This is a genomic window from Tenacibaculum sp. MAR_2010_89, assembly GCF_900105985.1.
Classification (GTDB): Bacteria; Bacteroidota; Bacteroidia; order Flavobacteriales; family Flavobacteriaceae; genus Polaribacter; species Polaribacter halocynthiae.
Genome location: NZ_FNUB01000005.1, coordinates 2336425 through 2350448, shown reverse-complemented (window position 1 = coordinate 2350448; position 14024 = coordinate 2336425). Strand labels below are relative to the sequence as shown.

The following is a 14024-nucleotide window of genomic DNA, read 5'->3' as shown; positions in this document are numbered from 1 at the left end:
ACAAATCAACATTTTTTTTATTATTTGTAAATATTTTTTATGTTAAGAAAACTTTTACGAATCGATACTATTATGTAATTTTTAAGTTAACTATGTAAAGTTTTATAGTATGACTATACTTAAATAATAGGCTAAATATTTAATAGCAAATGATTAAACTAAAAATGGCTACTCATATAAATATGAATAGCCATTATTTAAAACTAAATTACTGGTGACTTACTTTTTTATTGTTTGATAAGACTTTTATATACTGTTTCTCTCATTTCTTTTGCTGAAATAAACCAACCGCCATATTCTTTTTTGTAGTCTTTAATTATAGTTTCATCTTTTGAAATATCTTCCAATGTTTTTCCTTCTTCTATAGCTTTAGCTATTCTGTCTCTTACGGTAGTAAGCATTTTAACATATGTCTTTAATTCATTTTTAGTAGCTATACTTCTATGTCCAGGAATTATTTTTGTTTTATCATCTGCTAATAATAACACTTTGTTAGCTGATGCTATATAACCATCAATACTTCCACCATTATCTAAATCTATAAACGGAAATTTTCCTTGAAAATAAGTGTCTCCCATATGTATAATATTACTGGTCATAAAGTAAACATGTGCATCACCATCAGTATGTGCATTATGAACATGTGAAATAAGAATATCTTCACCATTTAAGTGTAACATCATATCTTTTGAAAATGTCACTATCGGTAATTGTTTTTCTGCAGACGGTTGTACTGTCCTCCCCCTAATTACCTGAACTTTTTGCATTCTTTTACGTACATTTTCATGTGAAAATATTAATGCCCCTTTATCTTTAAAACTACTATTACCACCTGTATGATCTCCGTGCCAATGGGTGTTTACCAAAAACTTAATAGGTTTATCAGTTATTTTTTTTATTGCTGCTATTATTTTACTTGACACTTGTTTAAACTGACTATCAATCATAAACACTTCTTTATCAGAAATGAATATACCTATATTTCCTCCCATACCTTTTAACATGTAAATATTATCTGTTAATTTATGGGGTATTATTTGAATCTCTTTTTTTTGTGAAATTCCCTTTATACTTATAAGTAGTATCAGTAGAAGAAGTATTCTTTTAATTTTAATCATTTCCTTAATAGTTTATGCTTTACAATATATGGTTAAAAAACTAGTTCTTTTTTTAGTTATTTAGACTAAATAAATATTATTTTTGTGTTTTTTACTACCCTTCAAATGATAAAAAAAACTAAAACTACTTTTAATACTATTCTTCAAGAAGAAAAAGTATATAATAATTGTGGAATTTATTCAAAACACTACTCGATTAGTCAAAAATATGGCAAAGGAACATTAGTTAGTCATTCTTTTGACGGCCTTTTTATTGAATACTTTCACGGAAATTTTAATGAAAATTATATTTTTGAGTCTAAACCTCTTGTTAATACGTTAGAGGTATCAATATTAACTCAAGGTGGAAAAATAATTAATTGTAAACATACTGGTGAAGATTTGGTACATGAAGAACAGGAAACATTCTTATCTTTTTCTGAAAACCTCAACGGATTTGTAAAATATTATAAAAATGTAGTAGTAAGAGAAGTAAAAATTAAACTTTTTTATGAGTTTATAAAAAAGCATCAATTAATCAGTTTGTTTTCTACAGTACAAGAGTCAACTAATAAAAATAATTGTAATAGTTTTATTATTCCTATTTGTGATAAAACTCAAAATATTTTGACTGAACTTTTAACTGATAATAGAGTGGGTATTTTGAAACGTTTATTTTTAGAAGCCAAAGTATTAGAGCTAGTATCATTACAAGTTGAACAACAAAAGAAGGAAAATAATGGTACTGAAAGCTTAGTGAAAAAATTATACACAGTTAAAAGTATAATTTCTTCTAATTTAAATGAACAATTTTCTATTAAAAAATTATCAAAAAAGGTTTTATTAAATGATACTGTATTAAAAAAAGAATTTAAACGTATTTTTAATAGTACTATTTCAGAGTTTTCAACTTCCATGAGAATGAATAAGGCTAAAGAGTTGCTTTTACATACTACCAAACCTATTTATGAAATATCAGATATCGTTGGTTATAAAAACCCCACTCATTTCTCTGCTGCTTTTAAAAAAAATAGTAGTTTAACACCTAAGCAATACAGAAACACTTATTGTGAGGTTTAACATATTGTTTTTATTTAACCACTTGTTTTAATTTTCTTTTTTGTGCATTAATAATTAACTCCATTCTTCTTAAATCTTCCGGTTGCATGTTTAAACAAGCATCAACCCAAGTATCAGTTATATCTAATAATTCTTTCTTTTGTAATGGAAATACCTTCTTAATGTTTTTATAATGACAATATTTAAAATTAAAACTGCTATTGTTTTTTTTTATATACTTCACAATAGTTTGCATTCCCTCCTCTTCTTCAATACTATCTAGCAATGCATATTCTTCCATATCTTTAGCGGTATACACTTTACCACTATATAATATTTCTGTGGCTGTTTTAATGTTTAATTTCCTGCATAAAAAACTATAAGCTCCCATTCCTGGAAAAAGGTTAAACTTGTTTTCTGGTAAACAAAACTTAGCTTTTGTATTTGCTAAAATTATATCATGTGCTAAAACACATTCAAATCCTCCACCATATGCATTTCCTTCAACAAGAGTTATATTTAAAACAGGTAAATTAAATGATGTATAAATATTATAAATGGCATCTATACACAAATAAGCATACTCTTCTAATTTTTTCTTTTCTCTATTTTTAATACTTTTAAAAAAGAAAGGTAAATCTCCTCCTAAATTATATACTTCTTGGTGACTAGATGATGATACAATATATTTTAAGGGATACGATTTATCAGAAAACATTATTTGAAGATCTTTAGAAAATCTTTGAAATTCTTTTAAGATAGCTAATGAAAAATTAGGTATTCCTTCTGTTTTTATTTTCCACAACACCAATTCATGTTCAGGAAAATAATTTACTTCTATATTTTTATATTCATTTAACATTATCAATTCTTTTTATGCTTTTTGTTTGCTTAACCATGCTTCATCTCGATATTCTCTTGCTTTTTTACCTCCATCAAGATGATTCCAACCAGGAGGCATAAAAACATATTTAACTTTATCTAATAACTTAGGCGCTTTAACTACATCTGACCATAATTCTTTCCACAATAAAAACTGTACATGCCATATGTTTTCGCTATCTAACTTATCATGCATTATTCCATATAAAATTTGCTCATCTTTTAATTCAGTTTGAAATGTTCTAAAAATTCGATCCCAAATACTAAATGTTTCTCCATAATTTCTATCTAAATAAATATGATTTTTTGCATGATGTACTCTATGTACAGAAGGGGTTATAAATATTTTTTCTAACCAATAATGTTTGCCCATAAATTTTTCACTTAAATGTGAATATGTAGCATACAAACGTGCAATAGGCTCAATAATAAAAATCATTAGTGGATGAAAACCTAGAATAGGAAGCCATATGAAATTAAAAGGAGTAAAAACAAAGTCGAAAATAGAGCCTCTAGCAACCACTGTTAAATTCATATCTTCTGCAGTATGATGAACTCCATGTATACACCATAAAACTCGAACTTTATGGCCTAAAAAATGAATAAAAAACACTGTAAAATCATATAATAAATACCCTACAATCCACACATACCACTCAAAATTAAGATCAAAAAAACGATGTTCATATAGCCAAAACATGGTACCAACAATCATAACTTTTGAAAGTAAAAAATAAGGTATACTTTGAATTAAATATGATATTATACTTACAATTCCTTCTTTTTTACTTTCAACGTAATTTGTTATTATAAGTATTCCCCATTCAACTAGCATTAATATAAGTACTATTAAACTCATATGTTGTAGTTGGCCTACCATAGTTTCAATGGATAATAAATTCATAATTATTTATCTCTTTTTTTTGAAAAAGTATTTTTTAAAAACGTACATATTTGATTTAAAGCAGCTTTTGAAGCTTCAGTTTCTTTTAAAGCATTTAACACAATAAAATCATGAATAGTCCCCCCATAACGAGTAGATATTACTGGTACATTTGCTTCTCTTAATTTTTTAGCATACGATTCTCCTTCATCTCTTAGTACATCATTTTCAGCAGTGATTATTAATGCTCTTGGAAGTCCTTTCAATTCTTCTTTTGTAGCTTTTAATGGTGAAACAGTAGGTAGATTTCTAAGCTCCATTTGAGGAGCATAAGAGTTCCAAAACCAAATCATTGCATCTCTAGACAAATAATGCCCTTTTGAAAACTTTTCATAAGATTGTGTATTAAAATTAGCATTCGTAACTGGGTATAATAATATTTGTGCTAATAAATTAGGACCTTTTTTATTTTTTGCCATCATAGCAACTACCGTAGCCATATTACCTCCTACACTGTCTCCGCATACAATAATATTACTTGAATCTAACTTATTCTTTTTTCCTTCCTTTTCCAACCATAACAATGTAGCGTACCCTTCTTCATTTGCTATTGGATATTTTACCTCTGGTGCTCTAGAATATTCAACAAAAACAACGGAAATCTCAGCTTTTAAAGCAATATCAGCTAACAGTCTTTTATGAGTAGAAAAACTATTTAAAATCCATCCACCACCGTGAAAATAAACAACTACCGGTAACCGTTTTCGCTTTCTTTTTTTAGGCCTTATTATTTTAATGTTTAATTCTCTATCTAAAAATGGAATTGATTTATGTTCTATAAACACATATTGATTGACAGACACCTCTTTTTGTAAATCTTCCATAGCTTGCCTTGCTATATTTAAAGGAAGTTCTTGAATAGGTGGCCCTTGATATGCATGAATGGTTTCTAAAAAAATTTGCACTACTGGATCTAAACCATAACTACCAGCTAAATTCACTTGACTAAAAGAGTTTACACTTTTTAAAACAAGCAATAAAACGATTAACTTAATTTTCATTTTTTGTAGTTTTATTTAATTGCTATTTGTTTCTCATTTAACTCTTCTACTCTTTTTTGTTTAATCGCTTCTTGAATTATATTTTTAAACCACAAAACAGTAAATGTTATTAAAGTAAATACTACTATAATTGCTAGTATTTTCAATTGATGAGACTGTTGAGAGTATCCAAAAAACAGGATTCCCCAGTAAATTACTACCCATTGAATAAAATAGAAAGAAGTAACGTTTTTGCTAGCATATTTTATAACTGAAAATACTTTAGGGTTAATATGCTTTACAATGATATTTCCAAACCAAATTAATAGAAGATTTATTCCCATTAATACAATGGTTCCTCCAGGTCCTAAATGGTAGTAATCTCCAAAGTGATATTCATAGTTTACATAACATAATCCTCCTCCAAATAAAAGCATTCCTAATCCGTATGGTAACATTTTACCAAACATAAAACGTAAGTCATAGTTTTGTTCTTTGTACCACATACCAAAGAATAAACCTATTAGAATAAACGACATCCATGGGAACACTGGAAAGTAAACATTATAGGTTTTTGCCCATAATAAATCACATATATAATCGATACCTATAATATCAAACCTGAATCCACTAACTGCTCTTGATGTTAGCATTATGATTAACGCTAAAATTAAAGCGGCATATTTATTTTTAATTACTTTAATGATAATCCCCATAATTATTAAAGATATACCTGCTAATTGTAATATGTCACCTAACAGCGTATAAAAAATATAGTTTTTAGGATCTCCTGGAGTTAATCCATTAGCTTTTATAAAATCTTCTGGAAAACCTCCAAATACGACCATAGGAATTATAAATCGCATAAGATTTAACAGGTATCCTAGCATTAAAATTCGTATTCCTCTAATAAGTATTTTTTTCATACTTAGATTTCCTGAGAAAACAAATGATAACCCCATTACTACTAAAAACATTGGAGTTCCTTTTTCTGCAACTTGAATTATTTTTCCTAACATGCTAGTATTCCAAGTATCCATTGTAGAATACACAATCATTACATGTACAGGTATCATTAATAATACACTTACTCCACGTACAAAATCTATTGCTTCTACTCTTTTATTATTTTTTGTTTTTGCTTCCATTATTATTGTTTATGCCAGCTTATTTTTTTTGATATTGGTTTTCTTTTTCTATTTACTTTGAGTAAATTTTCTTTTAGATATCCCATATAAAAAATTCCTAAGCACTTTTCATTTTCTTCAAGTTTTATTGAATTATTTATATAATTTATAGTTGCTTCTCCAGTATCCCAATAACTACCAATATTAAGACTTGTACAGCTTAACCACATATTTTGTACTGCACACGAAATAGCGGCTACTTCCTCCCACTCCGGTAATTGAAATCTACTACTTGGTTGAAATATCAAAACCAATAATGTGGCATTCTTAGGATATGTTTTTGTTTCTTCAAATCGTTCTGTAGAAAATTGTTCATCATCATATAACTCTCTGTAATAATTTGCCATATAGTTTCCTAAACTCTTATGATGCTTTCCTTCTAAAACTACAAACCTCCAAGGTTGTGTTAGTTTATGTGTTGGTGCCCAAATACCATTGTTTACAATTTCTTCAATGGTACTCTTTGCTATTTTCTTATCTAAAAAATCAGTTGCATAATGACTTCTTCTTTTTTGAATAACCTTTGTTAACTCTTTAAATAACATAGTCTACTTAGCCTCTATTAGTGCTTCTTTTTTAATATCTTTATTTGCATACTTAGCTATTGGGTTCTTTAAAACTCCTTCCAATTTTAAACTTTGAATTGGATCAGCTAAGCTTAGCATTTGTTTTGTATTAGATAATTGTAATCTATTCAAACAACATCTATCAAACTCTGGTACAAAAAGGTTGTACTTTTCAAAATTTGTGGTCAATTCTGGGTGTTCATTTTGATAGTCATAAATACAATCTGCTACCAATTCCCAAAAATTATCTTCTAAAAAACCTCCATAGGTTTCTAACTGTTGTGCCATAAACCTGAAAATACAGTCAAATACATCTGTAAAAATGGACAGTACTTTCATTTTATCTGTTGTTTTTGTAAATAACCTATCTGCATGTTCTGGTAAATGTATTTCTTCATTGAAAACAATTACTTCTTCCGTAATGTCTTTCATTAATACATAAACAGGTACTTGATTTTCTAATGCTAGTATTAAATTTTCACCATGAGGCATAAACACCATTTCATATTTATAAAAACAATGTAACAATGGGCTTAAGTATGCTTTTAAGTACTTCTCTATCCACGTATTTACATTCAATTTTGATGCTTTTATAAATTCAACCAATAAAGAAGTCCTAGAATAATCTTCATGTAATAATGCTGCCATTGTTACTACTTCTTGATCTGAAGTAATTTTAGTGTACGGACTTTCTCTCCAAAGAGCTGATAACATTTTATTATGAGGGTTTGTTTTACCCAATGCCTCATAGTAATGATTATGATACCCAACCGTAGCTACCTCACCTAACATAGTAAAACCATTTGTAGTTAAATACGTATCATCTTTTAACAGGTTATTTATCCATTTCGTTATATGAGGTGTACTTTTCATATAATATGGCGAAAGTCCTCTCACAAACCCCATGTTTAAAATAGATAAAGCAGTTTTTGTATATAGCTTGTTTGGATGAGTTTTATTAAATAAAGTTCTTATAGATTGTTGAGCAGAAAACTCGTCATCACTCTCACCTAAGAAAACTATATTTTGGTTAGCAATATCACCTGCAAAAACATGTATTAACTTATTGTTCCATTGCCATGGGTGAACAGGCATAAATACATAATTTGCAATATCTAAATCTAGACTTATTAATTTTTCATTAAACGATTTAAGCTTATTCTCTCCCAACTCACTTCCTAATAACTTACTGTACCCAAACTCTTCAGTAGCTGTATAAGTAGCATATTTTTTATGTCCCGCTATCCAGTAAATTTTAAAAGGATTATCTGTTTCTGGTGCATATTTTTCGTAATCATTTATATTAAACCCTATTCTACCATTATTCGCCACAAAACAAGGATGTCCTTCAATCATAGCATGTTCAATTTCTTGAAAACTTTTATAGGCTAATTCTTTTGATGAAAATTTTTGTTTTTTATATTTATATGCTGAACTAATTAATGTACTTGTAATTTCTTCTAAATAAGTAGCTAGAAATCCATTAGGTATTTGAAGTTTCTTTTGAAACTCAGTAATAAACCGTATAGCATCTACGGTCTCTTCTTGTTCATTTATATACTTTTGAATACTTTCCACCTCTATATACCAATGATCTAGCTCAAATTTTCTGGCATCAAAGTAATAAGTATGTTTACCATTATCTGAAGTAATACTATACGTATTGAAAATTTCTTTATTAGTATGTTTTTTAGGGATAAAAATAAGCTCGTGAGAAAATTCACTAATCGCTTTTTTTACCAATAATTTATTTACAATACTCCAAGTTTTAGGCTCTATATATGATATTGTTGAATCCATTATTTCTCTGTTAATTTTATTAACGCTTTTTTATAAGTTTCTCTAGTGCAAAAAGCTAAAGCGGCTATTTTACTTGCCAGTTTTATTTCATGTTGATATACAAAACCAGCTTTCTTATTAAGTATATGTATTTTGGTATTATGTACATCTGGCTCTACCACTACTCTTTCTACATAAGGCAAGCTGAAAAAATAATTGATGATTGTAGAAAACACATGCCATGTAAATTTTGGTATTCTTTGTTTTACCGGCGCTACCAGAATATGCATACCATAATCATTTAAATGAGCATGGTAGTGTTTTCCAATTATATCTTCTGAAGCTTTATAACGTTCCATTAGAAATATAGGCTCATTATCTAACATTCCAATATAAGTATGATGGTGAGGGTTCTTTTCTATTTCATAATAAGCCTCATATACTTCCTCTTTTGTAGATGTTAACATACCCCAATATTTTGCATGAGGATTAGTAATCCATTTATATATAGTATCAATATCCTTATCAAGATGTATTGGACGTAATGAAATAACACCTACATCTAGTATCTCTCTACTATAAAGTTGCTGTTCAATATGCGTTGTCATTATACTTCTTCTAATTGATTTTCTTTTTTAAATACTGCTATTGGATTTATTAAATTCCCAGCAAATTTAAGTAATACAACGGGGTCATCTAAATCTATCATTTGCTTATTATTATTTAACTGTAGTCTATTTAAACAAGACAACTTAAATGTATCAGCAAACAAATCATATTTTTTAAACTTGTCGTTAAACTGAGGATTCGCATTTTGGTATTCTTGTAAATTCTCAGCAACTAGTTTCCAAAAACTTTGCTCTGAAAAACCAATATGCTCTTCAAGTATTGGAGTTAAAAACCTAAAAAAACCATCAAAAATATCTGTGAAAATTGAAAGTAATTTGACATCTTCTGGAACAGGAGCATACATTCTCTTTAAGTGTTCAGGTAACTCAACATTTGGATTTAAAATAACTGCTTCTTCTGTTATATCTTTTAATAGAATTTTTACTGGTTTATTATTTTCTAAAACTAAAATTATATTCTCTCCATGAGGCATAAAAACTAAATCGTATTGATAAAAACAATGCACTAATGGACTTAAATAAGCCTTGAAATAATCTTTTAACCAATTTTCTATTGTTAACCCAGAGCTTTTTATAATTTCTGGTAATAAAGCCTTTCCATATTGATCTATATGTAGTAAAGCAGCCATAGTTATTGGCTTTTGATTTTCGGAAATAGCCATATAGGGACTTTCTCTCCACAATGAAGCTAACATCTTATTATAATCGTTATGAACTCCGAATTCTTCAAAATAAGAGTTTACATAACTTACAGAACCTATTTCACTTAACATTTTAAATCCTGTTTCTTGAATAAATGGATCATTGTAAAGTAAGTTTTCTAACCAAACAGCCATTTTAGGAGCCGTTCCTAAATAATATAAAGGTAAGCCTCTCATAAAGCCCATATTTAAAATGGAGAGTGCGGATTTCGTATAAAACTTTTTTGGATTAGTTATATTAAAAAGTGTTCTTATTGATTGTTGTGCTAAATATTGATCAGGACCATACCCTAAACATAATAAATCTCCTTTTGCTATTTCAGGGGCAAATATGGTAGCCAACTTATTAAACCACTGCCAAGGATGAATTGGTATAAATAAGTAATCATCAGAATTATATCCTTTTTCAGTAATAAGCTCATTAAAATGATTAATAGTATCAATCTCTAACTCTTGCTCTATTAATTCCTTATAAGGCAGTTTTTCAATAGCTGCATAAACTGCTTTTGCTTTATGGCCTGCTAACCATAAAAGTGAAAATGAATTTCCTGCTTCTGGAGCATATGATCTATAATCACTACTATCAAAACCAATACGTCCATTGTTAGCTACAAATCCAGGATGTCCTTCGGTCATAGATTGCTCAATTGTTTGAAAATCGGCTGCTGCAAGTTCTTTAGCACTTGGATTTCCTTTTACAATTTTAAAAGCACTTCCATATAATGTACTTATGATTTCTTCAAGGTACACCGGCATCTTTTCATTATCTATTCCTAAAGTTGATTTAAATTCTTTAATAAATAAAATAGCATCTAATTCTAGTTCTACACCACTTTCAGTTTTAACAATTGTTTCTTCATTTATCATTAAATGATTTAAAGCCAATTGCTTTGCTTCAAACCTATACTCTATTGCTTGATTATCTGTTTTAATTAGGTATTGATTCCATCCATTCTTTAATGATGAAACTAATGTTGGTGTTATTAGTAATTCATGAGAAAATTCACAAATTGCTTTTTTAACCAATAATTTATTTGACTGTTGCCAAACTTTTGGTTGTATATGTTGTATAGCTTGTTGTGGTGATACCACATTATCTAATGTATTCATTGCACTACGTTTTGAAGGTGTAAATAACTTTATGTGTTTACTATATGTTTGTCTATTTAAAAAAGCTAACTGTGCTGTTTTATGAGGTAATTCAACAATTTTATTTAAAGTGAAACCTATTCTTTGACATAAGGCAAACATTTTTTTATTACGTATATCTGGTTCAACCAGTATTCTTTCTATATTCTTATTAGAAAAAATAAAATCCATAATACATTGAAACATGTACCAGGTAAAATGATCAATTTTAGGAAGTTTTGGAGGAGCTATTATAATATGAACCCCACAGTCTGTACTTTTAGAACTATAATAATTAGTTATACTATCTTTTTGTGGATTGTATCGTTCTAAAACAAAAGCTATTTCATTATTAAACTCTCCTACAAAAACATCATAATGTTCAGGTTTCATTAACTTTACATACTCCTCTTCTACTTCTTTTAATGAAGTATTTTGCATTCCCCAAAAAACAGCATAATCTTTATTTACCCAGTTATGAAGTATAATGCTATCTTTTTTTATATCAAATGCACGAATTATAATTGTTCCTAAATCAGGAATACTCTTTGTAAATAGTGTCTCTTTTTTCATATTTAAGAAGCTTTAACAATGTTTTTGGGTACAGAAACTAATTTAAAAATGAAAATGTATAACACAATTGTTACTATAAAACCAGACAAAGCAATTATAAAAGGTAAGCGTAATCCGAAGTTTTCAACAACTAAACCAACACTTAATGACGCCACTAAAACTCCTAAATTTTGAAAAAAATGAACCTTACTATAATCTAATGCATACGATTCGGGAGTACTCATTTCAAATAATAAAACATCAAATTTTACTACTCCTTGAAAAATAGCCCATCCGTAAATAATTCTTCCTACAATAACTACACTATCTAATGGTATTCCTTGTAAAAACAAACCTACTAAACCTATAAGTAAAGCCATTATAATGCCTTCATATCCATTCGATTTTTGCTTATTACTAATCCATAATGCTATTAATGCTACAAACCCTGGTATGGCATAAATTGTACCTGATATTAATTTTGAATCATAATTAGAAAAACTTTCCCAATACATTGAAAAGAATGGTCGTATTATAAAATCACTGAAATAAAGAATCAACGTTAGCAACCCAATTTTTAATATCAATCCATTTGATAGTGAGTTTTTTTCTTTTTTATTCTCAGCTGAAATTATAACAGTAGTATTAAACTTTTTACTTTTTAATAAATAAGCGCTCATCAACATTTGAATAAAATCACCAAGTGCCATAATTAAAAATATTGAACTAGGATCAATATAATCAACTGTAAAACCTCCAATTACGGCTCCTAGGATTCCGCCCAAGTGAACAATTACAGATAATAAACCAATAGTTGATACATGCTCTTCCTTTTTAATTATTTTAAGTATATATGGATATACTAATAAATAGCTACCTTTAAATAAAACCATTATTAATGACACTATCCAAAAACTTATATAAGAACTCGTCCAATAACAATAAAGTGCTAAAACACCAGCTATAGCTTGTGTATAAATTAATATTTTAAGCTCAGCTACTTTTTTTGATATATATGCCCAAAAAGGAAACGCTATCATTACCATAAAACAAATTGCAGCAAAATAAAAACCTACATTTTCTGGATTGGTCATTCCGAAACGAATAGCAAAAAACTGAGGATAAAATGGGTGTAATAAATAATCACTTACTACCGCTATAAACGTCATTAGAATTAAAAATGATTTCAACTTCATTCGACTACTACATTTAACGGTTTTTCTATTTCCTCCTCTTCATGTACACCGAACTGTTGAAAAGCGATACTTGTTTCAACTGGGTAATATTCTTTGCCTGTTATCTCTTTTATTATATATGAATTTCTATAGCAAGCCATACCTAAATCTGGAGTAACAAAACCATGAGTATATAGCTCAACGTTTTGCACAAAAATCTCATTATGGTTTTTATCTATACTATAATTTCTATGTACATCATAACGCCCCTTATTATCCCATTCTAATCTATTTGAAATACCTTCTATAAACTCTGGTAACTTGTAATAATACCCTGTTGACAAAACCAGACCTTCTGTGTTAATTTTAAGATATTTATCCTGCTCTACTTGATGTAACTCTAAAAGAGTTTGATTTTCTTTTACAATTGTGTTTTTAAGCTCGGTATTAGTTCTTAGTGATACCTTTAAAGGTTTTTCAGAATACGATCTTTTAGTATATAATAAATCATGAATATCATTAATCAAATCTTGATTTATACCTTTGTATAAATGCTTTTGATTTTTAATCAAATCATCTCTTTTCTCTGATGGTAAATTGTAGAAATAATCAACATATTCAGGAGAAGTCATCTCTAAAGTAAGTTTAGAATACTCTAATGGAAAAAATCTTGGAGATCTTGTTATCCAGTTCAATTCATATCCTTTAGTATCTATATCCTGTAATAAATCATAAAATATTTCTGCAGCACTTTGTCCACCTCCTACTACTGTAATTGATTTTTTAGTTTGCAATTCATCTTTATGATTCAAATATTTTGATGAATGTGTAGCTCTATCTTTTAATTTTTTAGCACAGTTAGGAATGTATGGTTGCGTACCAGTTCCTAAAACAATTTTCTTAGCTTTATAAGTTTTAATTTCATCTGTTTTAGTACATTGACTTGTAACTACATAAACTTCTTCTTCTTCGTTAAAATGAATATTCTTTACCTCAGTATTAAAATAAATATTAGGTAATTTATTTATTGCCCATTGACAATACTTATTATACTCATTTCTTAATAGCAAAAAGTTTTCACGAATGTAAAATGAGTATATTCTTCCTTGTTCTTTACTATAATTCAAAAAACTAAATGGACTTGTTGGATCTGCTAATGTTACTAAATCTGCCATGAAAGGAATTTGTAACGTGGTACTTTGTAACATCATACCAGGATGCCAATCAAATCTCTCTTGTTTATCTAAAAAAATCCCTTCTACTCCATCAATTGGATCAGTTAAACAAGCTAAACCTAAATTAAATGGGCCAACACCAACTGCTATAAAATCTAATATTTCTTTCAT

General features: G+C 28.4%; 12 protein-coding genes. 1 reads left to right on the top strand and 11 read right to left on the bottom strand.

Going from position 1 to position 14024, the window contains the following annotated elements; translation table 11 throughout:
• Positions 1-227 precede the first annotated feature (227 nt).
• Positions 228-1118, bottom strand: coding sequence for an MBL fold metallo-hydrolase (locus BLV71_RS13785; RefSeq protein WP_093871107.1), 891 nt, complete (start codon positions 1116-1118; stop codon positions 228-230).
• Positions 1119-1223: 105 nt separating this feature from the next.
• On the opposite strand from BLV71_RS13785, the gene BLV71_RS13780 reads away from it, so the two are divergent.
• Positions 1224-2177, top strand: coding sequence for a helix-turn-helix domain-containing protein (locus tag BLV71_RS13780; protein ID WP_093871106.1), 954 nt, complete (start codon positions 1224-1226; stop codon positions 2175-2177).
• Positions 2178-2187: 10 nt separating this feature from the next.
• Here the strand turns inward: BLV71_RS13780 and BLV71_RS13775 are convergent, their stop codons facing one another.
• From BLV71_RS13775 to BLV71_RS13730, 10 genes are read right to left on the bottom strand one after another with little or no spacing between them, the layout of a single operon-like run.
• Positions 2188-3018: a crotonase/enoyl-CoA hydratase family protein gene (locus BLV71_RS13775; RefSeq protein WP_093871105.1), complete on the bottom strand. Its 831-nt coding sequence runs from the start codon at positions 3016-3018 to the stop codon at positions 2188-2190.
• Positions 3019-3030: 12 nt separating this feature from the next.
• Positions 3031-3942 carry a sterol desaturase family protein gene (locus tag BLV71_RS13770; RefSeq protein ID WP_218131774.1) on the bottom strand — a complete coding sequence of 304 codons (912 nt, stop codon included), beginning with the start codon at positions 3940-3942 and terminating at the stop codon, positions 3031-3033.
• 2 nt (positions 3943-3944) lie between these two features.
• Positions 3945-4982 (bottom strand): alpha/beta hydrolase, encoded by a 1038-nt coding sequence (locus tag BLV71_RS13765; protein WP_093871104.1) that lies wholly within the window; start codon positions 4980-4982, stop codon positions 3945-3947.
• 11 nt (positions 4983-4993) lie between these two features.
• Positions 4994-6109 carry a heparan-alpha-glucosaminide N-acetyltransferase domain-containing protein gene (locus tag BLV71_RS13760; protein WP_093871103.1) on the bottom strand — a complete coding sequence of 372 codons (1116 nt, stop codon included), beginning with the start codon at positions 6107-6109 and terminating at the stop codon, positions 4994-4996.
• Between the two features lie 2 nt (positions 6110-6111).
• Entirely contained in the window at positions 6112-6693 is a 582-nt protein-coding gene (locus BLV71_RS13755) for a nitroreductase family protein (protein ID WP_093871102.1), read from the bottom strand.
• A 3-nt stretch (positions 6694-6696) separates the two neighbouring features.
• The gene (locus tag BLV71_RS13750; protein ID WP_093871101.1) at positions 6697-8514 is read right to left on the bottom strand and encodes an IucA/IucC family protein; all 1818 of its coding nucleotides are present in this window, start codon (positions 8512-8514) and stop codon (positions 6697-6699) included.
• Positions 8514-9101: a GNAT family N-acetyltransferase gene (locus BLV71_RS13745; RefSeq protein ID WP_093871100.1), complete on the bottom strand. Its 588-nt coding sequence runs from the start codon at positions 9099-9101 to the stop codon at positions 8514-8516. Before BLV71_RS13745 ends, BLV71_RS13750 begins: the two co-directional genes overlap by 1 nt.
• Positions 9101-11524, bottom strand: a complete 2424-nt coding sequence (locus BLV71_RS13740) for a GNAT family N-acetyltransferase (protein ID WP_093871099.1) — start codon at positions 11522-11524, stop codon at positions 9101-9103. Before BLV71_RS13740 ends, BLV71_RS13745 begins: the two co-directional genes overlap by 1 nt.
• Before the next feature lie 2 nt (positions 11525-11526).
• Positions 11527-12699 (bottom strand): MFS transporter, encoded by a 1173-nt coding sequence (locus tag BLV71_RS13735; RefSeq protein WP_233487160.1) that lies wholly within the window; start codon positions 12697-12699, stop codon positions 11527-11529.
• Positions 12696-14024 (bottom strand): lysine N(6)-hydroxylase/L-ornithine N(5)-oxygenase family protein, encoded by a 1329-nt coding sequence (locus BLV71_RS13730; RefSeq protein WP_093871097.1) that lies wholly within the window; start codon positions 14022-14024, stop codon positions 12696-12698. Before BLV71_RS13730 ends, BLV71_RS13735 begins: the two co-directional genes overlap by 4 nt.

What these genes read in the sequence shown, in the direction of transcription:
- BLV71_RS13770 (WP_218131774.1), bottom strand. Translation starts at nt 3,942, where the DNA reads ATGAATTTATTATCCATTGAAACTATGGTAGGCCAACTACAACATATG.
- BLV71_RS13750 (WP_093871101.1), bottom strand. Translation starts at nt 8,514, where the DNA reads ATGGATTCAACAATATCATATATAGAGCCTAAAACTTGGAGTATTGTA.
- BLV71_RS13755 (WP_093871102.1), bottom strand. Translation starts at nt 6,693, where the DNA reads ATGTTATTTAAAGAGTTAACAAAGGTTATTCAAAAAAGAAGAAGTCAT.
- BLV71_RS13760 (WP_093871103.1), bottom strand. Translation starts at nt 6,109, where the DNA reads ATGGAAGCAAAAACAAAAAATAATAAAAGAGTAGAAGCAATAGATTTT.
- BLV71_RS13740 (WP_093871099.1), bottom strand. Translation starts at nt 11,524, where the DNA reads ATGAAAAAAGAGACACTATTTACAAAGAGTATTCCTGATTTAGGAACA.
- BLV71_RS13745 (WP_093871100.1), bottom strand. Translation starts at nt 9,101, where the DNA reads ATGACAACGCATATTGAACAGCAACTTTATAGTAGAGAGATACTAGAT.
- BLV71_RS13765 (WP_093871104.1), bottom strand. Translation starts at nt 4,982, where the DNA reads ATGAAAATTAAGTTAATCGTTTTATTGCTTGTTTTAAAAAGTGTAAAC.
- BLV71_RS13780 (WP_093871106.1), top strand. Translation starts at nt 1,224, where the DNA reads ATGATAAAAAAAACTAAAACTACTTTTAATACTATTCTTCAAGAAGAA.
- BLV71_RS13785 (WP_093871107.1), bottom strand. Translation starts at nt 1,118, where the DNA reads ATGATTAAAATTAAAAGAATACTTCTTCTACTGATACTACTTATAAGT.
- BLV71_RS13730 (WP_093871097.1), bottom strand. Translation starts at nt 14,024, where the DNA reads ATGAAAGAAATATTAGATTTTATAGCAGTTGGTGTTGGCCCATTTAAT.
- BLV71_RS13735 (WP_233487160.1), bottom strand. Translation starts at nt 12,699, where the DNA reads ATGAAGTTGAAATCATTTTTAATTCTAATGACGTTTATAGCGGTAGTA.
- BLV71_RS13775 (WP_093871105.1), bottom strand. Translation starts at nt 3,018, where the DNA reads ATGTTAAATGAATATAAAAATATAGAAGTAAATTATTTTCCTGAACAT.